The sequence below is a fragment of the Mycobacterium sp. IDUB_28 genome (assembly GCF_055419285.1).
Map to the genome: position 1 here is coordinate 57,940 of NZ_JBVAXK010000010.1, position 23,617 is coordinate 81,556.

Annotated in this window: 19 protein-coding genes and 2 pseudogenes; 14 read left to right on the top strand and 7 right to left on the bottom strand. The window is 64.3% G+C overall.

Translation table 11 applies throughout. The annotated features are described in order from the left end of the window. The first annotated feature begins 91 nt into the window (after nt 1-91). The gene (locus tag ACZYZ9_RS20280) at nt 92-847 is read left to right on the top strand and encodes a YoaK family protein (RefSeq protein ID WP_463828066.1); all 756 of its coding nucleotides are present in this window, start codon (nt 92-94) and stop codon (nt 845-847) included. 677 nt (nt 848-1,524) lie between these two features. Here ACZYZ9_RS20280 and ACZYZ9_RS20285 read toward each other — a convergent pair. The 3 genes from ACZYZ9_RS20285 to ACZYZ9_RS20295 all read right to left on the bottom strand — a co-directional run bounded on the left by ACZYZ9_RS20285 (nt 1,525) and on the right by ACZYZ9_RS20295 (nt 4,816). After that, a complete protein-coding gene (locus ACZYZ9_RS20285; protein WP_463828067.1) occupies nt 1,525-2,184 on the bottom strand; it encodes a DUF305 domain-containing protein in 660 nt (219 codons plus the stop codon). A gap of 144 nt (nt 2,185-2,328) precedes the next feature. Continuing rightward, nucleotides 2,329-4,581, bottom strand: a complete 2,253-nt coding sequence (locus tag ACZYZ9_RS20290) for a heavy metal translocating P-type ATPase (RefSeq protein WP_463828068.1) — start codon at nt 4,579-4,581, stop codon at nt 2,329-2,331. Nucleotides 4,582-4,609: 28 nt separating this feature from the next. Continuing rightward, a complete protein-coding gene (locus ACZYZ9_RS20295; RefSeq protein ID WP_463828069.1) occupies nt 4,610-4,816 on the bottom strand; it encodes a heavy-metal-associated domain-containing protein in 207 nt (68 codons plus the stop codon). A gap of 437 nt (nt 4,817-5,253) precedes the next feature. Here ACZYZ9_RS20295 and ACZYZ9_RS20300 point away from each other — a divergent pair, with 437 nt between their 5' ends. Then, on the top strand, nt 5,254-5,598 hold the full coding sequence (locus ACZYZ9_RS20300) for an NADH-quinone oxidoreductase subunit A (RefSeq protein WP_463828070.1): 345 nt from the start codon (nt 5,254-5,256) through the stop codon (nt 5,596-5,598). Between the two features lie 266 nt (nt 5,599-5,864). Here ACZYZ9_RS20300 and ACZYZ9_RS20305 read toward each other — a convergent pair whose 3' ends face one another. Further along, complete coding sequence (locus ACZYZ9_RS20305) at nt 5,865-6,107, bottom strand: hypothetical protein (RefSeq protein WP_463828071.1); 243 nt, start codon at nt 6,105-6,107, stop codon at nt 5,865-5,867. 30 nt (nt 6,108-6,137) lie between these two features. Here ACZYZ9_RS20305 and ACZYZ9_RS20310 point away from each other — a divergent pair, with 30 nt between their 5' ends. From ACZYZ9_RS20310 to ACZYZ9_RS20345, 8 genes are all read left to right on the top strand, one after another. Beyond that, nucleotides 6,138-7,028: a hypothetical protein gene (locus ACZYZ9_RS20310; RefSeq protein WP_463828072.1), complete on the top strand. Its 891-nt coding sequence runs from the start codon at nt 6,138-6,140 to the stop codon at nt 7,026-7,028. Further along, nucleotides 7,021-7,956, top strand: coding sequence for a complex I subunit 1 family protein (locus ACZYZ9_RS20315; RefSeq protein ID WP_463828073.1), 936 nt, complete (start codon nt 7,021-7,023; stop codon nt 7,954-7,956). Before ACZYZ9_RS20310 ends, ACZYZ9_RS20315 begins: the two co-directional genes overlap by 8 nt. 3 nt (nt 7,957-7,959) lie before the next feature. Then, complete coding sequence (locus ACZYZ9_RS20320; RefSeq protein ID WP_463828074.1) at nt 7,960-8,523, top strand: NADH-quinone oxidoreductase subunit J; 564 nt, start codon at nt 7,960-7,962, stop codon at nt 8,521-8,523. Continuing rightward, nucleotides 8,520-8,822 carry an NADH-quinone oxidoreductase subunit NuoK gene (locus tag ACZYZ9_RS20325; RefSeq protein WP_463828075.1) on the top strand — a complete coding sequence of 101 codons (303 nt, stop codon included), beginning with the start codon at nt 8,520-8,522 and terminating at the stop codon, nt 8,820-8,822. The genes ACZYZ9_RS20320 and ACZYZ9_RS20325 overlap by 4 nt, the downstream gene beginning before the upstream one ends. Beyond that, nucleotides 8,819-10,666 (top strand): proton-conducting transporter transmembrane domain-containing protein, encoded by a 1,848-nt coding sequence (locus ACZYZ9_RS20330; RefSeq protein ID WP_463828076.1) that lies wholly within the window; start codon nt 8,819-8,821, stop codon nt 10,664-10,666. Before ACZYZ9_RS20325 ends, ACZYZ9_RS20330 begins: the two co-directional genes overlap by 4 nt. A 1-nt stretch (nt 10,667) precedes the next feature. Next, nucleotides 10,668-12,152: a complex I subunit 4 family protein gene (locus ACZYZ9_RS20335; RefSeq protein WP_463828077.1), complete on the top strand. Its 1,485-nt coding sequence runs from the start codon at nt 10,668-10,670 to the stop codon at nt 12,150-12,152. Nucleotides 12,153-12,173: 21 nt separating this feature from the next. Further along, nucleotides 12,174-13,571, top strand: a complete 1,398-nt coding sequence (locus ACZYZ9_RS20340; RefSeq protein ID WP_463828196.1) for an NADH-quinone oxidoreductase subunit N — start codon at nt 12,174-12,176, stop codon at nt 13,569-13,571. 480 nt (nt 13,572-14,051) lie between these two features. Beyond that, the gene (locus ACZYZ9_RS20345; RefSeq protein ID WP_463828078.1) at nt 14,052-14,459 is read left to right on the top strand and encodes a DUF4189 domain-containing protein; all 408 of its coding nucleotides are present in this window, start codon (nt 14,052-14,054) and stop codon (nt 14,457-14,459) included. A gap of 207 nt (nt 14,460-14,666) precedes the next feature. Here the strand turns inward: ACZYZ9_RS20345 and ACZYZ9_RS20350 are convergent, their stop codons facing one another. Further along, complete coding sequence (locus ACZYZ9_RS20350) at nt 14,667-14,918, bottom strand: hypothetical protein (RefSeq protein WP_463828079.1); 252 nt, start codon at nt 14,916-14,918, stop codon at nt 14,667-14,669. Nucleotides 14,919-15,793: 875 nt separating this feature from the next. Between ACZYZ9_RS20350 and ACZYZ9_RS20355 the strand changes: the two genes are divergently transcribed. Next, entirely contained in the window at nt 15,794-16,228 is a 435-nt protein-coding gene (locus tag ACZYZ9_RS20355; RefSeq protein WP_463828080.1) for an anti-sigma factor antagonist, read from the top strand. A 300-nt stretch (nt 16,229-16,528) separates the two neighbouring features. Here the strand turns inward: ACZYZ9_RS20355 and ACZYZ9_RS20360 are convergent, their stop codons facing one another. Beyond that, nucleotides 16,529-17,293, bottom strand: coding sequence for a Mu transposase domain-containing protein (locus tag ACZYZ9_RS20360; RefSeq protein WP_463828081.1), 765 nt, complete (start codon nt 17,291-17,293; stop codon nt 16,529-16,531). Between the two features lie 885 nt (nt 17,294-18,178). Between ACZYZ9_RS20360 and ACZYZ9_RS20365 the strand changes: the two genes are divergently transcribed. Both ACZYZ9_RS20365 and ACZYZ9_RS20370 read left to right on the top strand, forming a co-directional pair. After that, complete coding sequence (locus ACZYZ9_RS20365) at nt 18,179-18,547, top strand: BlaI/MecI/CopY family transcriptional regulator (RefSeq protein WP_463828082.1); 369 nt, start codon at nt 18,179-18,181, stop codon at nt 18,545-18,547. Nucleotides 18,548-18,599: 52 nt separating this feature from the next. Continuing rightward, on the top strand, nt 18,600-19,499 hold the full coding sequence (locus tag ACZYZ9_RS20370) for a M56 family metallopeptidase (protein ID WP_463828083.1): 900 nt from the start codon (nt 18,600-18,602) through the stop codon (nt 19,497-19,499). Between the two features lie 969 nt (nt 19,500-20,468). Here the strand turns inward: ACZYZ9_RS20370 and ACZYZ9_RS20375 are convergent. After that, a pseudogene (locus ACZYZ9_RS20375) lies at nt 20,469-21,732 on the bottom strand (IS256 family transposase). 676 nt (nt 21,733-22,408) lie between these two features. Here ACZYZ9_RS20375 and ACZYZ9_RS20380 point away from each other — a divergent pair. After that, a pseudogene (locus tag ACZYZ9_RS20380) lies at nt 22,409-23,471 on the top strand (IS30 family transposase); the annotation flags it as partial. Nucleotides 23,472-23,617 lie beyond the last annotated feature (146 nt).

A 23,617-nucleotide genomic window follows, 5' to 3' on the forward strand; every position in this document is an offset into this window, starting at 1 on the left:
CGCAACGACGACCGCGCAGGCCTGCGGGTTTGTGGTACGTCGTTGCCTTCCCCCGTCGTTAGCGCCATCGTAGAAAGGGATTGATGCTCGAATGCGCAGACAGAAACGTTGGCTGCCACCCCGGGGACTTTTGGTCGGCTACAGCGGGGTGCTGGCCTCGGTGGCCGGTTTTGTCAACGCGGTGGCCCTTCTGGTTTTGGCATTTCCGGTGGGCAATATCACGGGGGTCACCACTCAATTGGGCATGGACACGGCCAACCCATGGCTCTATGAGGGTCACGTGCTCGCGGCGGTTCTACTCGGCTTCTTGAGCGGCACAACCGCGGCCGGTGCCATCCTGGCGCCCACCGACTCGCAGAGCGGCTCGCGGCATGCTGCTGTGCTGATCGCAGAAGCGGGCCTGCTGCTTGCCGCCGCCATCGGAGTGCAGGACGCCGTCGTCAAGGCGCAGCTCGCCGCGCTGGGGATTCATCGTGCGGTCATCCAGGCGCTGTTCGCCGCTGCGGCGCTCGGGCTGCAAAACGGGTTGACTTCAAGCGTTCGCGGAATGGCGATCCGCACCACCCACTTCACCGGCACCATCACCGACCTTGGGCTGATGCTGGGCCGCAGCCGCCGCCACGGGATCGACAAGTCGAAGGCTGCCGTGTTCACAGTGACGCTGGTGCTGTTTTTGGTGGGCGGCGTTGCTGGAATAGTGAGCGGTGCGCGGCTCGGCGGATACGCGTTGATCATCCCGGCCGTGATCTGCATCGCTGTGGCCGCTGCTAGCCTGCTTCACGGCCGCAGGCGACGCCTGTCATCGCACGTCGCATCCGCCGCGCCGACCTCGGTGAGCTCCGACTGAATGCTTATCAGCGCGATATCCCCTTGCTTGCAACAGCACGCGGCATCACCAACATCATGACGTACCTTTTGCATACCCAAGGCCCGCGGTTCTGCGGTGACTGCTTTGACGTGACCGCCCCCCTGGCGCCGCCGCCCCTAACCCGGCATCGTGTCGTGCTTCGCGAATTGTGTTGCAGCGCGTGGCTTTCCGCCGATCGGCCCATCGTGGACGAGAAGAAGCCCCGTGTGCCGACTAGAAACCTTGGTGCGCGGAGTGCAGGGTGGCGATCTGCTGTTCGTCGTCCGCCGGTGATCGGCTGTGCCAGCGCTATGGTCGACGGGATATTGGCCCGGATCGAATGTCGCCGAAGGATAGCGATCGCCGTTGATGGGTGCTGATCGCCTGCGGATAAGTGGAGGCCTGTCCACCGCAACACCGCGAGTGTCCAGCAGAGCCTGGCTGCATAGCCTGCTCGCCTTCGTCTCTGTTCTCCGACCCCTTTCGGGCAGTGCCGGTGGCTCGGCATAACCCGGCGCCGGGCTCTCGGCTGTCATGCTGCTCAGGTCGGGGTGCAGAGTCGTCCGCCTCTGGCGAGGATGCCGTTTGAGGATGGGTCGAGTGTTAGCCAGATCCGGTGAACAGCGGATTCTTGCCGCGCACACTAGTGCTTGGGCCAGCGGTCGCGATGCCGGACGCTAGAGAGACTTCAGTATGGTTTGCATGGTGTCGATCTCGCGTTGCTGATTAGCCACGATCGATTGTGCCAGCGTGACCGCCGGGGTGTATTGGCCGGAATGAATCTCGTTTTGCGCCATGGTGATTGCGCCTTGGTGATGCGCAATCATCTGGGTAAGGAAAAGCCGGCTGGCCTCCACGCCCTGGGCGTTTTGCAGAGCCTGCATGTCCTGTTCCGACATCATCCCTTCCATTCCGGGCATGCCGGCGTGGCCCGGCATTCCCGGCATCGTGGTCGTGGGTGTGCCGCTCAGGGTAGTTGTCGCAGGCGTTTGCTGCGTCCATTGGTTCAACCAGGACTGCATCTGTTGGATCTCGGGGCCTTGGGCCGCCTTGATATTATTGGCGAGGTCGATTACGCGAGCGTCGATGCCCTGTTTGCCGAGGATGATCTCGCTCATCTGAATTGCTTGCTGGTGGTGAGCAATCATGCGCTGGGCGAAGGTGACGTCGTCAGCATTGTGCGCCGCAGGAGTGCCCTCAGCCGGACTTGACGCTGTATTAGGCATGCGAAAGGTGTTGCTCGGCGCGGTAGGGTTATCTGAGTCGCCGCACGCTGCCACGGTCAGCAGCACCGCAATCGCTGCTGCAGTGAAAGTAAATAACCGTCGCCTCACCATGACTTCCTTTCGGGACTCACGCACACCATGTTTGGGTATACCGGGTATAGGTACAGTACCGTTGCACATCCCGTACCCGATGAGCATGCCGTCAAACCCCAAAAGTTGGCTGGCCGGCAAGGGGTGTGTGGTTGGCTGCCGCGCTCACGTCAACGGCTCGAACCTACGCAGTCGCAGGCTGTTGCTGACGACGAATACCGAGGAGAAGGCCATCGCCGCACCGGCCAGCATGGGGTTGAGCAGCCCGGCCGCCGCCAGTGGCAGCGCAGCGATGTTGTAGGCGAAGGCCCAGAACAGGTTGCCCTTGATGGTGCTTAAGGTCTTGCGGGACAGCCGGATTGCGTCGGTGACAACGCGCAAGTCACCGCGAACCAGTGTCACGTCGCTCGCCTCGATGGCGACATCGGTGCCAGTGCCCATTGCGAGACCGAGGTCGGCTTGGGCGAGGGCAGCCGCATCGTTGACGCCGTCACCGACCATGGCAACGACTCTGCCGTCGGCCTGCAACTGCTTGATGGTCTCGACCTTGTCGCGCGGAAGGACGTCGGCGACTACATGTTCGATGCCGACCTGGCGGGCGATCGCAGCGGCTGCGGACCGGTTGTCGCCGGTGAGCATGATCGGGGTTAAACCCAGCGCGCGCAGCTGCGCGACCGCCTGGGCTGACGTCGGTTTCACCGCGTCGGCCACGACCAGCACCCCGCGCGGCTGGCCGTCCCAACTAACCGCGACCGCGGTCTTGCCCTGCGACTCGGCCCGGTGCATGGCGGTGGCCAACTCCGGCGCGAGCTGCTGCGACCACTCAGCGAGCAAGAGGGGCCGGCCTACCACCACCGCATGACCATCGACGATGCCCTGCACCCCAAGTCCCTGTCGGTTGGCGAAACCCTGCGCGGCTGGTAAGTCGCCGACCTTCGCCCGGGCGCCGTCGGCGATAGCCCTGGCGATCGGGTGCTCAGAGGAGTCTTCAAGCGCGCCGGCTAACCGCAGCACCTCGTCGGGGTGCTGACTTTCGGCGGTGATCACCTCGACCAATGTCATCGTCCCAGTGGTGATGGTGCCGGTTTTGTCCAGCACGATCGTATCGACCTGCCGAGTCGATTCGAGCACTTCTGGACCCTTGATCAAGATTCCGAGTTGGGCACCCCGGCCGGTGCCGACTAGCAGCGCGGTGGGTGTGGCCAGTCCCAAAGCGCACGGACAAGCGATGATCAACACCGCGACGGCCGCGGTAAACGCCCCCGACATTGATCCTCCGGTACTGATCCACACCGCGAGCGTGGCCGCCGAGAAGGCCAGGACCATCGGCACGAACACCGCCGAAATCCTGTCGGCCAATCGCTGCGTGGCGGCCTTGCCGGTTTGGGCGTCCTCGACCAGCTTGGCCATTTGCGCCAATTGGGTGTGCGCGCCGATGCGTGCGGCGCGCACGACGACGCGACCACCCACATTGAGGGTGGCACCCACCACCAAATCCCCGGGTGCGATTTCTACCGGCACGGATTCGCCGGTCAACATGGAAGCATCCACCGCCGAGGAGCCCTCCATCACCACGCCGTCGGTGGCGATCTTTTCCCCCGGGCGGACCACGAATTCGTCCCCGACTGCGAGTTGGTCGATGGGAATGCGTTGCTCCACACCATCTCTGCGCACTGCCACATCTTTGGCCCCCAGCTCCAGCAGTGCGCGAAGCGCGGCGCCGGCGCGCCGCTTCGCACGGACCTCCAGATACCGGCCGGCGAGGATGAAAGCCGTAACTCCGGCAGCAGCCTCCAAGTAGATGTTGCCGGTGCCGTCGGCGCCGTTGACGGTCAACTGAAACGAATGCGTCATGTTGGCCATCCCAGCCCTGCCCCAAAACAGCGCATACACCGACCAACCCAGCGCGGCGAGGGTGCCCATCGAGATCAACGTGTCCATCGTGGCGCTGCCGTGGCGCAGATTGGTCCATGCAGCCCGATGGAACGGCCACCCACCCCACACCACCACCGGTGTGGCCAGCGTCAGCGACAACCACTGCCAGTTGGTGAACTGCAGCGCGGGAACCATCGCCATGGCAATCACTGGCACGGTCAGCATCACCACAATCACCAACCGCTGCCGCAGCAACACCAGTGAATCGGCGTCAGCCGCGGCGGCGCCCGCCCCGTCGCCGACCGAAGTGCTTGCTGCTGGCACGGTCGCTGTGTAACCGGCTTGCTCGATTGCCGCTACCAGTCGATCGGACGAAACACCTGCACCGTAATCCACGCTGGCCTTGCCGGTCGCAAAGTTGACTGAGGCGCTGACCCCGTCGAGCTTGTTCAGGGTCTTTTCGATTCGGGTCACGCACGAGGCGCAAGTCATTCCACCGATCTCGAGCTCAATGTGTTGTGTCGATGTGGTGGCGGTCCCCATGGCTGCTTTCCCTTCCTGGGCGAGGGGTTCAGCCGGCGAGCTGATAGCCGGCTTCTTCGACGGCGTTTTTCAGCGCATACGTATCAACTGGGCCGTCGCTGTCGATAGTTACTGTGCCGCTTGCCAGATCGACGTCGACCGATTTGACGTGCGACACGTGCGCAAGCTCCTCACGCACCGAGGACGCGCAATGTCCGCAGGACATTCCAGCCACGGTGACTGTCATAGTGCTCATCTTTTAGCCCCTTTCCGTACCCGGGCATTCCGCTCACAGTCAAGGATACTTTACCCCCCTGGGGTATGCAAAGGTGGTGTGGGTCACGGCGGTCGGGCGCTTGACCAGTGGCACGGGCTCATCGCCGCGCAGCGTGCGTGGGCCCAAAGAATTTCTGTCAGAACCTGGTTATTCAATACCTTAGCGGGGTACCGTACGGCGGATGCGAAACTTGGGCGCCGACGCCGGGGCGAGGGTTTCCGGCAGCCGCCGTGCGTCTGGTGACCGCCGTACCGAGCGTTTATCTGCCTCGGCAACCTCATGTTGCAAGGTGTCAGCATTGGGGCGCACGAGCATCGCGTGCGCTGGGACGCAGTCACCAGTCAGCCGTTCGCGGCCGCGGTTTGCGAATCGGGGACTGCTGATTTGTACCCGTGATAGCACGCTTTAGAACCGGGATGGAAATGGGCATGGTATGGATGGCGGTGGTTGAGGTGAGCGGCGTCGCCATGCTCTACTGGTTGCACCGTTTCACCGCGACATCGCCTAGTGCGCTCAGCGTGCTGCCGTTCCAATCAGGATGGCGGCCGCAGGAGCACGCCCTATCCAGGTATCACGTGCGGTGGTATCTGGCGACACTGGTCTTTCTGGCTTTTGATGTCGAGATGTTGTTCATGTACCCGTGGGCGTTGGTAGTTGCCAAGATGGGCGCAGCGGCAATCGTCGAGATGTTCCTTTTCCTGGCAGCGTTGCTGGTGGCCGTGGGGTGGGCGTGGCGGGAAGGCGCGTTGCGATGGGTGTGAGTCAGTTGCTGGCCCGGTACGCGACCCGGCGGGCGCATGTTCTCACCGTGGAGGTTGCTGGGTACTGGGTGGTGCGTGCAGAGGCCGAAAAACGTCTCGTTGCCCGTGGATGGTGCCTGGCGGCGTCACCGGCTGATGCCGACATATTGGCAGTCTGCGGGACGCCAGGACCCGAGCTGACTGGGGCTATCGATCGGGTGTGGGAACAATTGCCCGGGCCCAGGGCTCTGGTCGAGATCCCGAATGCGGAATCGGTGCAACAGGCGCTAGAGCGTGCCCTCGCACAGTTGAGCGATGTAAATACACAACGCACCGACGCCCGTAATCGCGAGTCGCCGGTCGGTGAGCGTGATGACAGCCATCGCCATCACGACGATCACCATCCGATGACCAGCGGCGGGGATGAGAACCATCTTGCAACCCAGTGCGGCCGTGGGCATTTGGGGCACGACGTGATGGATCCGCAAGGCGTGGATCGCGGTCAACACCACCATGACGCGGCGGACCACGCCAGAGACCGGCACCTAGATCCCAGCGCGATGAGCCACAGCGACCACCACCACACGGACCCCAGCGCGATGGGCCACAGCGGCCACCACCAGATGGACCCCAGCGCGATGGGCCACAGCGACCACCACCAGAGGGACCCCAACGCGATGGGCCACAGCGACCACCACACGGACCACGGCAGCATGGACCACGGCGCACATGGGCACATGCACCACGGCGCCATGGACATGGCGCCGGCGGGTATCGCTTTGGCCGCAGGCGGTGAGGACCGCGATGGTCTGGAAATGGATGTCCTGCGAGTGCGGTTGGGTCCGGTTTGTACCTCCTGGCCTGCTGGACTGGTGCTGGAATGCGCACTTCAAGGCGATGTCATTACCGAGGCGGACGCCTGGGTCATCGATAGCGACGCCATGCGGGAGAACCCGCGGCCGCACGTGGGTGAGGATCAGGTATTGGCGGCGGCACGACACTGTGACCACGCCACAGATCTGCTGCTGTTGGCCGGGTGGGCGCGTGCGGCCGCCGCCGCCCGGCGGGCGCGCGACGCTCTCCTCAGCGAACCAGCTCTCCAGCGGGGCACCTCGGCGCTTCAAATCCTGCACCGACAGATTGGCCGGTCACGAACGTTGCGTTGGTCGCTGCGCGACCTTGCACCGATGACCATCGAGGACTGTGACCGCCTGCAGCTGCCTACAATGTGGGCCGGCGACTGTTACGACCGGCTTCTCGCGCACGTGGACATAGCTCGGCGGATGGTGAACGATCCGCTGTGGGCCAACACATTTCATCCGTCGGGCAGTGTGGTCGTTGCCGCACTGCCGGGTTTGGTGCGTGGTCTGGATTTGGCGACCGCTCGGCTGGTGATCGCCAGTCTCGGTCTTGAGACCGCGCCCGAGGCCGCGGGTGGTCGCGGTGGCTGAGAGCTCCGTCACGACGGTGTCGGGCGTGTGGGCGCCGGCTGCAGCGGTGCTGCTTTTGAGCCTGGGTCTGTTTACGGCGACTCTCGACGGCGCGCTTGCTGCACGCGGGGCCGGGAAGGGTGCCGGCGCCGCGAGTGTCGCGGTTACTGAGGTTGCTCGGCTGATGCGCCAGCGCCGGCGCGCCACGGTGGCCGCCGACACGCTGCTGTGGCGGGTGGGGGCCACCGGTCTGCTCGTGGTGGCGTCGCTGATGGTGGCGGTGATTCCGCTGGGGCACTGGACATTATTCGACTCTGACGTGGGAGTCGTGTGGTTCACCGCGATGGACGTGACGGTGTGGGCTTTGGTGTGGCTTGCCGGGTGGGGGCCCAATTCGGTGCATTCCCTGGTGGGGGGCTATCGGTTCCTTGCCCACGGTTTGGGCTATGAGCTGCCGCTGATGTTTGCCTTGGTGGCCCCGGTGATCGCGGCACGAAGTCTGCGGGTTGGCGAGGTGGCCGCTGCTCAGCGTGGGTTGTGGTTTGTGGTATGGATGCCCCTGGCGTTTGTTGTGTACTGCGGTGGCGTCATGGCGTTTTCGGTGTGGGGCCCGTTTTCCCCAGCGATGGGCGCCGATGTTCTCGGCGGTGTTGCCGCGGAGCTGGCCGGGGTTGATCGACTCGTATTTCAGGCCGGGCGCTATGCGTTGTTGGTCGCCGGTGCTGCGTTCGCGGTGCCGATGTTTCTGGGCGGCGACGCGGGTCCGTGGTTACCGGGCTGGGCATGGGTGTTGGTCAAAACGCTGGGGTTGTTGTCGTTGCTGGTGTGGCTGGGCCACCGCTTGCCGGCGTTGCGGCCGGACAAGTTCATGGAGATCGGCTGGATTGTGTTGGTACCGCTCACAATATTGCAAGATCTCGTCGTTGCCGTCATTGCAGTGAGGACGTGAAAAATGATCGTCGACATGGTCTATTGGGTCAGCGCCGCCGTCGCCGTGGTGGCGGGGGCAGCGGTATTCATCGTTAATTCCATGGCCCGCGCCACCTATGCTCTTGCGGTCTCGTTCATCGCCGTCGGTGTCGCGCTGGTGTTGTTGCAGCAGAACTATATCGGCGTGATCACCATCTTGATGATGGTGATGGAGATGGCGGTGATGGCGGTCTACATGGTCATGTTCATGGGCATGAATCCGGCGTTGATGCCGATGAGCATGGTGCACGACAAGCGGCGGGCGCTGGCCGCCGCGGTGGGGACATTCGTCATGTTGACGTCGGGAATCCTGCTGAGCGACTGGCCGGCGCGGCGCGGGACACCGCCTCCGGACATTACGGTGGCGCTGGGTGAGGAATTGATGGGTCCCCAGATGTTGGCTATGGCGGTGATCAGCCCGGTGATGGTGGCTACCATCGTTGCCGGCATCGTCCTCGCGGCTCACCGCAGCCGCTACGACCGGTTCGGCGATGACCTCAAACGCCGACCCGCCGCCGATCCGCAACCCGGCGGAGTCGGGCGGTGACGCTGCAAACCGTGCTGCTGATGGCCGCGGCGGTGTTCTGCGTCGGGCTCTATGGCGCGCTCTCGCAGCAGGTTGTGGTCATGGTGATGATGGGCCTGGAGTTGATGATCAACGCGGTCATCCTCGCCGCCGGCGGGTTTTGGTGGTTTGCCGCGCCCGCCTCGGCCGGGCAGGTGCTGCTGCTGGTGATTATCGCTGCCATGACGGTGGAAATGGCGATGGGGTTCGCGGTAGCCACCGTGCTGCACCGCGAGCGTAAGACCGACATGACCGACATGGCCGCAGACTTGGCCGGATGAACGGGGTGAGCGCGTTAGCGCAGCTGGCACTATGGCTGCTGATCCTGATTCCGGCGGTCCTCGGCGCAGCGTTGCTGCTTATCCGCTGCGGCGATCGGTTCGCGGCGGGGATCTCGGTGGCGGCGTCGGCAATTGTGGTGGCTTTGTCGGCCGTGGTGGCGTTTGCCCGTCCCGCTGTCAGTGTTTCGTTTGTGGCTGGCGGGCAGTTCGCGTTGACCGTGGATGGTCTGTCGGCGCTGGTGGTCCCTGCGGTTGCGGTCGTCACCCTGGTGGTACTGATGTTCGCCGCGGTCGATATCACGGTAGCTGCGGCCAGATTTCACGGTTGGATGCTGCTGTTTGCTTCTGCCGCGATCTTGACGGCAACTGCGGCGACGCTGCCCGCGCTGCTGGCGGCGTGGGAGGTGATGGGGGCCGCGTCCTATGCGTTGATCGGCTTTTGGTGGCGCGATGATTTCCGGATGGCAGCGGGGCTTTCCGCCTTTATCACGACCCGCACCGGGGACCTGGGGCTGTATCTGGCCGCCGGCGCGGCGATGGCCGGCGGCGCCAGATTAGAGTTGTCGGAGTTACCTCACGCAAACACTTTGTGGCGCAACGTAATAGCATTCGGGGTGTTGATCGCCGCCCTGGGCAAAGCGGCGCAGCTGCCGTTCTCGTTTTGGCTCTCGCGGGCGATGGAGGGTCCTAGTCCGGTCAGCGCATTACTGCATTCGGCCGCCATGGTGGCCATGGGTGGGTACTTGTTGCTGCGCGTCGAGCCGCTGCTGGCGGCCACCGGATGGGCCGCGCATGCGGCGGCGTGGAGCGGCGCGGTAACGGCGGTGCTGCTGGGCGCGGTTGCGCTGGCCCAACGCGATCTCAAACAGTTGCTGGCCGCATCGACTGCGGCGCAGCTGGGGTTCGTGGTGATGGCAGCCGGTGTGGGTGCGGTCGGGGGCGGCGCAGCCCAGCTGATCGCCCACGCCTTCACCAAGGCCGGGCTGTTTCTGGCCGCTGGGGCGTGGCTTTCACTGCTGGGCACCAAACAGCTTGAGCACTTACGCGGTGCGGCCCGGCGATGGCGCCTGGTCGGCTGGACGACCACCGTGAGCGCTGCGGCGTTGGCGGGAATCGCACCGCTGTCGCTGTGGGCGACAAAAGACGCGATCCTGACGGTCGCCCTTGTCCACTTTGTAGGGCTGTACGCCACCGGGTTGGTGGCCGCCGCGTTGTCGGCGGCCTACGCGGCAAAGATTCTGGTCGCCATCTGGAGCACATCATCGCCGGTCGAGGATGAGAAGGAGGCAAATCGCAACGCGCGGAACGTTTTAGGGCGATTGCCGCTGATGGTGTTGGCTGCCGGCGCCGCGGGGTTGGGAGTGTTGGTGTTGCCGCCGATTGCGTCGCCGGTGAGCCGTGTTCTCGCTACCGGGCCGATTGCGCATCCGGGCGTGCTCGAGCTGGCCGGCTCAGCGCTGCTGGCGTTGGTGGTGGTGGCCGCGGTGATTCGCTGGGGGGTGCCCGAACCCCGATGGGCTGCCGACTGGCTGGGTATGGAACGCGCCGCCCACGCGGTCGTTGTCCGGCCGACGATGCGTCTTGCCGCGGCATTGGCCCGCTTCGATGACCGAATTCTCGACCGGGCCGTGGACTGGGTCGCCGCCGAATCGCTGCGCGCTGGCCGCTGGACGGCCGACGTTGATGAGCACGTTGTTGATGCGGCGGTGCGGGCGGTAGCGATGCGGACGCGTCAGCTCGCTGAGTTGGCCCGTAGGCCGCAATCCGGCCAGCTACACCAGTACTACCTCGCCGCGGTGGTGGTGGTTGCGCTAAGCGTGCTGCTTCTGGTGGCGGTGCGGTGAGATGCTGAGTCTGATCGTCTTTTTGCCGCTGGCTGGCGCAGCAGGAATGCTTGGGCTACCGCGTGGCGGCGCGGCGGTCCGCTGGGTGTGGGTCGGAGTGACCGCCGTCGATCTGGCGCTGGTGGCGGCGGTGTGGCTGCGCTACACCACTCCCGGGGTTAACGGGCTGGCTTTCGAAGAACGGGCCCGCTGGATCCCGGGAGTCAACAGCAGCTACCACATCGGCGTCGACGGCTTGTCCTTGCCGCTGGTCCTGATGACCGCGCTGATTTTTGTGGCTTGCGCGCTCTACGGGTTGCGCGGCGACCGGCCCCGATCCCAGGCAGCGCTGTTCCTGTTTCTGCAAAGCGTCAGCCTGGGGCTGTTTGTCGCTGCGGACCTGATCGTGTTCTTCGTGTTCTTCGATCTGTCGATCGTGGCCATGTACTTCGTGATCGCCGGATGGGGTCACGGGGATGCCGGCCGCTCGGCACTGAAATTCTTCCTCTACACCTTTCTGGGATCCCTGGCGCTGTTGGTGGGCTTCATCGGCCTCTACATCGCCGCCCGTCCGCACACCTTCGACATGCTCGAACTGATCGCCGCGACCCCGCTGGCCGCTCGCCCGCTGGCCGGCGGGCTGGTGCTGGCGGCGATCCTGGTGGGTCTGGCGGTCAAGACGCCGACGGTTCCGTTCCACACCTGGCTGCCCCCGGCCCATACCGACGCGCCTGCCGTCGGCTCGGCGGTGCTGGCCGGGGTGTTGTTGAAGATGGGTACCTACGGATTTGTCCGCATCGCGATGCCGATGCTGCCGCAGTCCTGGCGTGCGTGGGCCTGGGTCATCATCGTCGTCGGTATCGTGTCGGTTCTTTACGGCGCCCTGGTGGCGTTGGCGCAAAACGACTTCAAGCGCATGGTGGCTTACACCTCAGTCAACCATATGGGTTACATCGTGTTGGCCGTCGGTGCCGCTGGCCTGGTGTCGTCCAGCACCGCCGACGCGCGTGCGGTGGCGATCAGCGGCGCCGTCACGCAGATGGTCAGTCACGGTCTGATCACCGGGGCGCTGTTCTTGCTCGCCGGGGTCTTCTATGAGCGCACCGCCAGCTACGAGATGAACGCCTACGGCGGTCTGGCCGCACCCGCCCCGAAACTGGCTGCGGTGTTTGCGGTCGGGGCATTCGCCTCCCTCGGGTTGCCCGGTCTGTCCGGTTTCATCGCCGAATTCCAGATTTTCACGGGCAGTATTGCCGCTACTGCGCTGAGTGCGCTCGCCCTGCCCGGCATCGTGCTGACCGCGGCACTGTTCTTGCGGGCGTTGCAGCACATCTTCACCGGCGACACCCGAGGCCTCTCGCAAGGCTTTGTGGATCTGCGGCCTTCGGAATTGGGCTCAGCGGGAATGCTTGTGACGCTTTCGGTCGTGATCGGCATCCTGCCGCGGCCCTTACTGGACGTGATCGAGCCGGCCTCGCGCACGCTCGTCAAGCTTCTGGGGAGATAACCGGTGAACACCGAGGGCGGCATGCGGCCGCTGCTGCTGCTGCCCGAGATGCTGACGTTCGGCGGTGGCCTTCTGGTGTTGATTGCCGGGTCGTTTCTGCCGCGACCTCGGCAGTGGTGGGCCCGGATCGCCGCCGCGACAACCCTTGTCGGTGTCATCGTGGTCGCCGCGATCGCCATCGCGGCCCCGGATCAGACCGCTTTTGAGGGTTCCTTCGTCCTGGACACGGCCACCGCCGTGGCGCGGGTGACCGCCGCAGCCGGCGCGCTCGTCGTACTGGCGATAGCCGGTGACGAGATTACGGGCGCGGCCCGAGAAAGCGACACCTACGCGCTGGTGCTCTTCTCCACCACCGGCATCCTGGTGCTGGCCGGGACCAGTGACCTGCTTGTCCTGGCTGCTGGCTTTTTGCTGGCCAGCGTTCCGCTGTACGGACTCATCGGGCTGCTGCGCTCCGGGCAGGCAGCCGAGGCGACGATGAAGACGTACCTGATTGGTGCCCTGTTCAGCATCACGTTGCTACTGGGAATCACCGTTGTCTACGGGCTTAGCGGCGTCACCCGATATGACCAGCTCGCCGCCGGGCTCCGCGGCGCCCCAGGCGCGGCCGTAGCCACTGGTGTCGTCGCTGTCCTGGCGGGGCTGATGTTCGAAGCCGGAAGCGTGCCCGCCCACTTCTGGGTGCCCGACGCCGCCCAAGCCGCCAACGGCGTGGCGGCCGTGTTCTTGACGACGGTGCCCAAGATCGGCGCGCTCGTTGCGGCATACCGCGTGGCTGACGTGCTGCCCCACACGGTGGCATGGCCGCTGCTGATCGCGGTATTCGCCGTCGCGAGTATGACATTGGGTAACTTGGCTGCCTACGGCCAACGCGATCCCCGCCGGCTCCTGGGCTGGTCGACGGTCAGCCAAGTGGGCTATCTCCTGGTGCCGGTCGCCGTGGCCGGGCGCAGCCCGCTAGCCCTCCCTTCGTTGCTGTTCTATCTCGTCGGCTACACCCTGACCAACAGTGCCGCGTTCGCCGTCAGCACCGCGCTGCCCGATCGGCGTGACCTCGATGATTACCGCGGCCTGGCTCGGGCGCGGCCCTGGCTCGCTGGGGCATTGGTGGTGGGCGCGCTCGGCCTGGTTGGCACCCCACCGACCGCGGTCTTCGTCGGAAAACTGACCACGGCCACGGCTGCGTGGGACGGCGGTCAAGCGTGGCTGGCCGTAGCGGTGTTCGCCAACAGCCTACTGAGCCTCGTCTATTATCTGCGCTGGATCGCCCCGGTGTTCCGTAAACCATGTAGCGCCACCGAGTTCATTCCCCGGAGTTGGTCCACCGGCACCGCGGTGATCACGGCCTGCCTCAGCCTTGCACTCGGTATTGCCGCAGGACCGCTCTGGGACGTCCTTGCGCCGGCACCGACACGGTGAGCCAAAAAGCTGGCTTCCCGACGGCGCACATCGATGCACTGGCGATGCGTGTCAGGAACCGACTAAAGACGTGGGCGGCACAATAAATGATTTGCCATCCCCTGGACCGAACCTCGACGCGGAGGCGCGGCAGATGCGGGCGGTTCAGCCGCGGACGAAGAAGGTACCAAACTACTATCTACGTACACAACCAGTAGATAGAATGACTCAGTGCCCGGCGGCGATCGGCTGGCGTTCCACCGCGAGGGAACTCGACGCTGGTGTGCACGCGGGACCCACAGCGCCCGTGTGCAGCCGCGACATGGTGTGGCATGACAGCGTTGTTGGCGAATTGAAGTCTTCGTCGCCGGATCCAATGCGACACAACGGTCGTGATGACCATGTGTGGGCTCACCGAAGGACTTTGTACCCTACCCCTGTGGGGTACGCGCCCGGATAGTTGGGTCACCAGATAAACAATTTCTGGGAAGGAGCAAGGATATGACGACCAAACTCATGCGTCGGGCCGCATTAGGGGTAGCCGGGCTGGCCGCTGTCGCCGCGACAAGCGTCACGCTGGTGGCAACGGCTGGCGCCCATGACGTTTCGATCCCCGAGCTGCCCATCCCGCCTCGCATCTACTACGGGGCGATCGCATACGCTCCCACCGGTGAGGTCGGCATCGCGCGGCGCAAGGTATCTTCAACGCTCGCGGAGATAACGGCCCTTCGGGAGTGCGGCGTGAGCAGCTGCGCCGTCCTGAGCAGCTTCACCCGATGCGGCGCAGTCGCCTACGACGGCTCGAAGTTTCAAGGAGCAACCGGCTATACGCGCGCCGCGGCAGAACAAGCCGCCATGGAGAGCCTGGGCGGCGGGCGGATTGTGACCTCGGCGTGCAACCATCCGTAGGACCCTGACCGTCGGGCCCGAACAGACCCTAGCCAGGAGCCCGGTGAGCGGCTGTGCGGTCATGCAGCACGTTGGCGAACACGAATGCCCGGCACGCGACGGCCGCCTGGATCAGCGCATCGTCGCGTTGCAGCCGCCGATCACTACATCGGTGGCGGCGACACCGCGCTCCGTTGGAGGGGCGCCTAGCTCAAGTTGCCGATTGGGTCAGCGGAGGTGGTCATCGCGGATAAGTTCTTGAAAAAGCTCGCAATCGACTGCATGCCACTCGCGAATGAGGATCTCATTTGTTTGCGGATCGCGCACCACTTCTGCACGCCAGGGCAGACAGTCTGGGCACGCCAGGATCTCATAAGCGATCCCTGCGTCGTCAAAAGCGCGCAGGTCGACGCTGCCAATCGGGGCATCGAAGCGAATATTCGGGCGCGCGTCGTGCGGACGATGTTGGGGGTCGGTCACGCGCGGCGAGGCTGGTCGGTCTCTCTGAATGTCGTCACCGACAAAATCGCAGGGTACAAGTGGCCGGTGTAAGCGCCGTTCAAGGCAGCTGATACAAAGGCGGCCGCCGGTGTTTCCCGCTGCCGCCCATACTCGGTCGTTCACCCTGTACGTTTCATCACGGGTGTCGTGTCCGCATGCGGCGCAACGAAAATCGCGCAAAATCATATTCCATCGATACGATATGACGTTGCCGCTTGAGAGGGTGAATTCGCGCCATCCGTGGCCGCCGCGAACGCGGGTGATTGCTGCCGCGTTGCCGTGGCAATAGGCACTGATGGACTGAGCTACAGCTTTTTCGACCTCGCAGAGATCGTCAACGACGGCATCGGTGAGAGGGCTTGGACTTCTAAGTCGCCACCCGAGGCGGATTCCGGAGGCTGGCCAATACGGGAAATGTGGCACGCGACTTAGTCCCCGTGCACCCGCGGACTCAATGCCCGTATTCTGTGTCGCGACCGTGTACTGCAGCGTCTGCAGTTGACGGCCGGGTTCTTGGATCGAGACCTCTGATCCACGTTCAACCCTCCCGCCGGAGCGCTACCACGGTAGTGACGTCCCCACAAGTGAAATCCGGCTACCCGTTTACACGAGAAACCCTTCGGAGGTAAGGTAGCGCGGCACGCCTCCCACGTAAACCCTTCCGGGGTACGGGTAACCCTCACGGGTTTAACAACACGAATCACCCGGTGAGACACACCCGGGTCCGGGCCCTTAAGCAGCGCAGGGGCAAGCATCCCTTCACACTTTTCCATGGCACACCTTAAGGGGAATGTTGTGTGCTGCACTGAAATGTTTGATCCCGCCCCGCAATCCGCGACGCGCTAGGCCCTGTCGTGAGCACGGAAGACGGCATGTTGCGAGCCACCACCGAGCGCATCGGCTCGGCGATGATGGTGCACGCCAGCGGGGAGATCGACGCGAGCAATGTGCGGACCTGGAGGCTGCTGCTGCGCGACACTGTGCGCGCTACCGCCGCACCGGGCCCTCTCATCGTCGAGACCAATGGAGTGGATTTTATGGCGGTGTGCGGCTTTGGCGTCTTGGTCGAAGCCTTGGAACATTGCCGCAACCAGGGCGTTCAGCTGCGCCTGGTCAGCAGCCATCCCATCGTGGCGCGCATTATTGCTGCGGTCGGCCTCCAAGCCGAGCTGCCGGTGTATCCGCACGTCAGAGCGGCGCTGCATAAGCATTTGCGCACCCGGCCTGTCGAACCGTCAACCCGAGGCCCCACCGCACCGTCACCACCGTGGCGCTGGCCCCGCTGGTGACGGGGTTGCTGCGATCCTCAGACCGGCGTGAGTTCGCTGCCGCATTCGGAGGGTCCGCCGGGCTAGTCGTGCGTGGATGTTTGTCTGGGATGGCTTTTATCGGTGGTGGAGCGGCCCGAAGGTGGTGACCGCCGCGGTCGTTGAGTTAGCGTGCCACGGACGGCGTCCGTCCAGCGCGCCGGCTTCCCAGCGCGGGGACCGGTTGCGCCGCGCAGCCATCTATCCCGCACCGGGGGCGCCGCCTGAGCACGGAGGCAGCGAGCCTGCGCTGCGTTCGGGTCTCACTTGTGCACACCTGGTTTACAGCGACCCGTCCGTGAAGTTGGTGCGCCGACCACCACACCGCGCAACGTCATGGACCCCGATTAGTTGGCCGCGCCAGTACAAACTGACCGTGCGCGCATCGGCGCGGGCGTCGAGTCGGCGTCCGACCAGTTCGCCGGGCGCGTTGTAGAAGGCTTTGGCGACCCGCACCTGCCCGCTCGGGGCGACCCTGGGGTGGGTCCAGGTCGGGATGCTGAACACTGCGTCCGGTGGGGGGGCCAGGGTGGGTCGCTCGTCGGCGGCGAAGACCTGCGCGGGGCGCCATCCGGTGGTGCTGTGCACCCGCAGTCCGGCGACCGCGGCACACCAGTACTGTGCTTGTCCACGGCAGTCGGCGAGATCCCGAAATGGCACGCCAGCAAAGAATTCTGAGCGCACGTAGGCGATGTTGTGTTCCACTGGCGGTATGTCATGCGGGCTGCGCGTCCCGGTGAGGGTCACGGTGAAGCACCGCGCGTCGGCGTAATCGCGGAACACGTCGCTCAGCGCCGGGGCAGTGCCGTAGGCGCGGTCGACGATGGCCGCAATATTGTTGGGCACCGCCACCGCGAACACCCCGCCGAAAAATCCCCACGCGGCCTCGAATCCCTCGATGACCTCGCTGGGTGTCTGTCGATACATCGGGTACACAAAGATCTGTCGGGAGTACACCGCAGTGAAGATCAGCCCGTGCGTCACTCGACGCCGCCCGTCTGTCGTGTCGGTCAGCATGCCGAGCCGGCCGAGAACGACTTGCACCATGCGCCCAGGTTCGCACGCGGACAGCGACAGGATGTCTTGTTGCCGCCCTATCTTCGATTGCGCCGCTGCATACTGGCGTAGCGCCCGAAAAGGCACCACGACCCCGCGCCTGCTTAGCAGACCGTGCACGGTCTGCAGCGTTGTACCCTGATCGAGCCACGCTGTGATGAGCTCGGCCTCGGCGGCCAGCGTCTCCCCCACCGCATTGCTTTGAACGCTCCGAGTTGGACAGACGTCAAGACTCATCCTGGTTCGCAGATCATCGGCGACGCGCAGGCACGATCGGCACTGTCGGCGCTGTCGGCGCTGTCGGCGGACCCTCGGACACGGCCCTCCCTTCGTCACGGCCGTGAGCCGTGTCCACGAAGTGTTACTACCTAGGTACAGAGATAGTAGATAGGATCAGTCTGAATCGCAATCATGTTTGCGGCGTTGACAATCGGCGCGCCGGCACCGCCACCGGCCGGTTGGTGAACGCCGGCGCGGTGTAGGTCGACACTGGTGCGCGTTCCCGCCCCGGCAGCGAAGGATTTCGCGTCGACGGCCGGCGGGCGATTAAGGATCGGGTTGGAGGCGCCGTCCCACAGCGTATGTCGCGACCCGTCCGGACCGCTCGCCGGTGCGGCTAGCCTACGCGATCGACATGGTGTATCCCGTCGCTGTGTCGTCATTTCGCGGACACTGGGGTGTCGCGTCATGCTGGCGTGGGGCTGGACTAGTGGCCTGTTTGCGCGGGGCGTCGGGGCCATAGCGGCCTACCGGTGGCACTGCGCTGCCGCCCCGCCTGCCTTACTATCTACGTACGGAGGGTACTTATCCGGTCGTCGATGCCGCGCAGCATCAAACGCAGCACGACGACCGATGCCGCCACCTCGGGAGGCCGCTTTGAGGATTCGAGGATTCGGGGAGCTGGAAGCGGTCGTCATGGACCGGATCTGGAGCCGCGACCCGATCGTCCCGACTACGGTGCGCGAGGTGTTCGACGAACTGGCAGCCGAACGCACTATTGCCTATACGACGGTGATGTCCACCATGGACAACCTGCACACCAAGGGCTGGCTGAGGCGAGAACGTGCGGGTAAGGCTTACAAATACTGGGCCACTTTGTCCCGCGAACAGCACAGCGCTCGTCTGATGCGCGAGGCGCTGGACGGGGGCGGGCACCCTGATCTAGTGCTTCACCACTTCGTCGCGCAGATCGGCCCGGAGGAATCGGCGCGGCTACGTGCTGCACTGCGGCGGCGATCGAAGTGAGGGTAGCTCAGCGGTGATCGTCGCGGTCTGCCTTCTGTCGTATAGCGTTGCCATGCTCATCGCGGGACCGCCGTCGCTGGGCGCGTTGACCCGCCATGGACTTGTGCCCCGGTGGGGGGTTGCGGCGTGGTTGCTCGCCATCGGCACGGTGTTGCTGAGCTGGCTGGCGGCAGCGGGGATGATCTTGGTCGATCTGGTCATCCACTGGCGCTACCCGCGAGCGCTCCTCCATTCGTGTCTGACCTGGCTGCACGTCATCGTCAGTGACAACGCCGGGCTGGCACCGACCGCGCTGGGCGTCATAGCAGTGACGCTGGTGCTGCTGGCCGTGGTCTGCAGCGTGCGACTGGCCAGGACCGTAGCGCGGATGCGCGCGCGGGCCTTCGCGCATGCCGCGGCTGTGCGTCTGGTCGGACATCACAATGCAGACGCCTACCTGGTGGTGCAGGCCAACGCGCCGCTCGCCTACTGCGTCTCGGGTCGGCCGCCGGCCATCGTAGTGACCAGCGGTGCCCTCTCCGCGCTCGACGATCAACAGCTGGCCGCCGTGCTTGCCCATGAACGGGCCCACCTGCAGGGACACCACTTTCTGGCGGTCACAGCGCTGCGCGGTCTGGCCGCGGTCTTCCCGAGGCTGGGCCTGATGCACCAAGGCGCCGCCGAGGTGTCGCGCCTGCTGGAGATGTGCGCCGACGACGCCTCGGCCCGCCGACACGGCTCGGAGGTGTTGCTGTCTGGTTTGATCACCATGTGCCGTGCCACACCGGCCGGGACCTTGGCGGCCGCCGATGTGGCCGTGCTGGCTCGCGTCGACCGGCTCGCCACGCCACCGGGAGGCGTTGCGCAAGCACGCGCCCGCGCAGCATTGATCAGCCTCATCGCGGTCATGGTTGCCGCGCCCCTCACGATCGCGGCACTGGCCGCTTCGGGCGTCATGATGTGTGGAATGTAGCGGTGATGACCGAGTGTGCGCGGCACAAAAACGGTTCGAACCCATCAGGTTTGTGATGCGCACCGATGCGAGAGCAACGACACCGCGTGCGCGCCTTCCCCAAAACAAATCATCTGAACTCCGGATGGGAGTGGCGCCTCGCACGGCTAACATACTGACCTACTAAGTAGTATAGTACGTTCAGCAGCGTTGCCGAACCGAAGGAATCCAATGAGGACAGTCACAGCGCCCACCGCCTCAGTTCAGTCTCACTGGCTTTACCAAACCCTCGCGATGGTCGGTATCGCAGTCGGCATCTTCATCATCACAGCAGGCGTGTACCTGCTCATCTATCCCCCATCTTGCTGCGCTGGCATGTGAGCGGCCCCGATTTGCCCCTCCCCGCGGTGAATCAGCCTGGGGCACATAGCCAGAACCCCAGGCTGGCGTGCACCCGACGTCGCCCCTCCGCTCGCCCAGCGCCCCAGTAACCGACCGGACGCACCGTGGGCATGGACTTTCCACTACTGCAGCAATACATCAGTCGGCGCAACTCAGAAGGACTCACCATGTCGGACCCTGACCAACCCACCCCGGACCAAGCTGTGACAGACGCAGGCACCACTAGTCCTACTACCACGCGCCCAGCTCGGGCACGCTGGCTGTACCCGACGCTCGCCGTGACAGGGATCATGGTAGGGATCTTTATCGTTGCAGCCGGTCTATTTATGCTGTTCGCACCCTCGAGCTGGCACCCCGCGAAGAGTTGCTGTGCACCAATGGAAGCACAGATGAAGACCATGGAGGACGATATGAAAAAGATGCCGTGTATGGGCTCAACCGCTCCGATACCAAGTATGAGCCCAATGCCTCACATGCCGTCATCGCCACCAATGCCGAGCACGTCCCCCATGCCAAGCATGCCCATGCCCTCGCGATAACAATAAGAGGGGACTGTCCGATTAACGGTGGATCCGACCCTGGCATTGGTTAGTTGCCGGTCGGGGTGATCCGGCCGTTGAAGGTGATCGCGAACGCATTGAGCGCGGGCTTCCACCTCATTGCCCATCGTGCCTTGCCGCGGCCGGTGGGGTCTAGGGAACGGGTCACGAGATAAAGGCATTTCATCGCAGCCTGTTCGGTCTTGAAGTGCCCGCGGGCACGAATAGCGCGCCGGTAGCGGGCGTTGATCGACTCCACGGCGTTGGTGCTGCAGATGACGCGGCGTATCTCGACGTTGTAATCCAGGAACGGCACGATTTCGCTCCAGGCGTTCTCCCACAGCCGGATGATCGCCGGATACTGCGGACCCCATGTGGCGGTGAACTCGACGAAGCGTTCCTTGGCCGCAACCTCGGTCGCCGCGGTGTAGACCGGCCGGATATCTTTAGCGATCTGATCCCAGTATTTGCGTGAGGCGTAGCGAAAGGTGTTGCGCAGCAGATGGATTACGCAGGTCAGGATCAGGGCGCGATCCCACACGGTGTTGACCACCTCGGGCAGCCCTTTAAGCCCGTCGCAGACCACGATGCACACATCACCCACACCGCGGTTCTTGATCTCGGTGAGCACCGACAACCAGAACTTCGCACCCTCACCGCCCTCGCGGCCCACAGCCCCAAAATGTCGCGCTCGCCGGCGCAGGAGACCCCGACCGCGACGTAGACGGGCCGGTTGGTGACTTGCCCGTCGCGGATCTTCACATGAATCGCATCGATGAACACCACCGGATACACCGGCTCCAGCGGCCGGTTGCACCACTCGGTCATCTCCCCGACGACCTTGTCAGTGATGCGGCTGATGGTGTCCTTAGACACCGTGGCGCCGTAGACCTCGGCGAAGTGTGCGGCGACCTCACCGGTCGTCAATCCCTTTGCCGTCAGCGACAAGACGATCTCATCGATCCCGGCCAGCCGCCGCTGACGCTTCTTGACGATCTGCGGGTCAAACGAGCTGTTGGTGTCTCGGGGGGCACTTCGATCTCGACCGGGCCGATCTCGGTCAGCACCGCCTCAGCCCGGGTGCCGTTGCGGGAGTTGCCGCTGCCCCGCCCAGCCGGGTCGTGCTTGTCATAGCCCAGATGCTCGGCCATCTCCGCATCCAGCGCGGTCTCGAGCACGTTCTTGGTCAACTGATTCAGTAGCCTACTCGGACCGACCAGCTCGACACCTTGTTCCTTCGCCTGCGCCAGCAGCTGCTCAGCGAGCTGCCGCTGATCCAATTCCCTCACCACGGGATCGAGTGTTTCTGACATCGTCAGTCCTTCCCGCCAAGCTCACGCCCGGCGCGTCAGACCAAGATCAGATCCACCGTTTTTCAGACAGTCCCAATAAGAGTGACTATCTGGCACCCAGCCGGTAAGGGAATTGTCACCACGCCGTCAACAGCGTACCGATGGTCAGTGGCTATGGCTGCGGGGTCTGGGGTGCCGTCTTTGAGGGGCCCCAGTTAAAGTCATCGGGGCCCGGGTTCTTTCATGTGCCCCGTCATCGAACAGCTGTGGTCCATTCCGGCGTCATGGCCTCGGTGCCAGCCATAGTGGCTGCCCGTTGACCAGCCAAGAAAGAACCCCGAGAAAAAGATGACTGCAACCGAGAGCACTATGCCAGCAACTATGCCAATCCATGCTGCGAACTGGACTACCCGATTGGGTTGCTTGAGTCGCTCCCCGTAGTCAGCGTGCTCTGTCGCGGTGGTCGGTTCAACTGGGAAAGAGTGTGATCCTGTCATGCTTCGAAACGGTGTCATACGCATACCCCACCCCGGTAGGGACTAAAGACCTGTCGCTTGCCATGAGGATGGGACCAGTGTGACCTGATTGTTGCCAGGGTGATGGGACCACCTGGATCGCCAATTATGGGACCACCGGCGCGTCGCGTCGGTGGTCTTTTCGTGCGTTCATTCGATCGCGGTGACAGCTCAATGAACTACAGGGTGCCGGTGTCCGTGAAATTGCGCGACGACTCGAGCGGGGCACCGTCGACAATATCGCGGGAGCTGCGCTGCAACGCCTCGACCCGAACCTACCGAGTCGAGTACAAGGCGTCGACCGCTCAGTGGCATGCCGAGCGACGGGCCCGCCGGCCGAAGACGGCCAAGCTGGTTACCAACGATCGGCTACGCCACTACGTCCAGGACAAGCTCTCCGAGGTGGTGCGAGATGCTGATGGCCACGTCATGGTCGGTCCCGCCAGCTCGCCGTGCAAGGGCCGCAACAAGCCCACCGTGGTGATCGAGCCTGGGTTCAGGCGTGGAGTCCCGAGCAGATCGCCCGTCGCTTGCCGGTGGAGTCCCCCGATGATGAGACCATGCGGATCAGCCACGAAGGCCATCTACCAGACTCTATATGTCGAATCGCGCGGGGCGCTGAAACGGGATCTGGTCAGCTGCTTGCGCCGGGGCCGAGCGTTGCGGGTGCCCCGGGCGCGGACCCGGTCCAAGGCGTGGGCACACGTCACCCCGGAAACCTTGATCAGCCAACGTCCACCCGAGGTGGCCGATCGCCCAGTTCCGGGTCATTTGGAGGGCGATCTTCTAATTGGGTTGCAGCGCAGTGCAATCGGTACTCTGGTGGAGCGCACCAGCAGGTTCACCATGCTGAATCTACCTCCCGCGCGAAGTTGGATATGGGGTGATCCCGCGGACCACGAACGGCCCAGCTTTGGCCGGCTACGGCGCGATCACCATGGCCACCGCCCTGGAACAGACGATCACCACACTGCCCGCCGAGCTGCGCCGATCGCTGACCTGGGACCGTGGCAAGGAACTGTCGGCGCATGCCCAGTTCTCGATCGCCTCGGGTGTCAAGGTGTACTTCGCTGATCCGAAGAGTCCGTGGCAGCGCGGCACGAACGAGAATACCAATGACATCGCGGCCATCGCTCACACCCTCAACACCCGCCCCGCATAACCCTCGGCTGGCGCACTCCTGCCGAAGCCTTCAATGAACATCTAAACTCGCTCCATCGAGCCGGTGTTGCGACCACCGATTGAATCCAGCCTGCGATCCGCGGCCGAAATGATGAACCAACTCACATAGATCTGAGTTGGCCTGCCACACAGCATGATTGAATGCCTGCAGCGGCAGGTCCTCGGTGCGCATACTGGCTGCGACGGCGCAACCGGAGACCTTTCGGCTG

Coding starts and splice junctions, on each gene's coding strand:
- ACZYZ9_RS20320 (WP_463828074.1), top strand. CDS start 7,960: ATGATCGTCGACATGGTCTATTGGGTCAGCGCCGCCGTCGCCGTGGTG.
- ACZYZ9_RS20345 (WP_463828078.1), top strand. CDS start 14,052: ATGACGACCAAACTCATGCGTCGGGCCGCATTAGGGGTAGCCGGGCTG.
- ACZYZ9_RS20280 (WP_463828066.1), top strand. CDS start 92: ATGCGCAGACAGAAACGTTGGCTGCCACCCCGGGGACTTTTGGTCGGC.
- ACZYZ9_RS20360 (WP_463828081.1), bottom strand. CDS start 17,293: ATGGTGCAAGTCGTTCTCGGCCGGCTCGGCATGCTGACCGACACGACA.
- ACZYZ9_RS20330 (WP_463828076.1), top strand. CDS start 8,819: ATGAACGGGGTGAGCGCGTTAGCGCAGCTGGCACTATGGCTGCTGATC.
- ACZYZ9_RS20285 (WP_463828067.1), bottom strand. CDS start 2,184: ATGGTGAGGCGACGGTTATTTACTTTCACTGCAGCAGCGATTGCGGTG.
- ACZYZ9_RS20370 (WP_463828083.1), top strand. CDS start 18,600: ATGCTCATCGCGGGACCGCCGTCGCTGGGCGCGTTGACCCGCCATGGA.
- ACZYZ9_RS20340 (WP_463828196.1), top strand. CDS start 12,174: ATGCGGCCGCTGCTGCTGCTGCCCGAGATGCTGACGTTCGGCGGTGGC.
- ACZYZ9_RS20290 (WP_463828068.1), bottom strand. CDS start 4,581: ATGGGGACCGCCACCACATCGACACAACACATTGAGCTCGAGATCGGT.
- ACZYZ9_RS20295 (WP_463828069.1), bottom strand. CDS start 4,816: ATGAGCACTATGACAGTCACCGTGGCTGGAATGTCCTGCGGACATTGC.
- ACZYZ9_RS20310 (WP_463828072.1), top strand. CDS start 6,138: ATGAGCCACAGCGACCACCACCACACGGACCCCAGCGCGATGGGCCAC.
- ACZYZ9_RS20335 (WP_463828077.1), top strand. CDS start 10,668: ATGCTGAGTCTGATCGTCTTTTTGCCGCTGGCTGGCGCAGCAGGAATG.
- ACZYZ9_RS20300 (WP_463828070.1), top strand. CDS start 5,254: ATGGAAATGGGCATGGTATGGATGGCGGTGGTTGAGGTGAGCGGCGTC.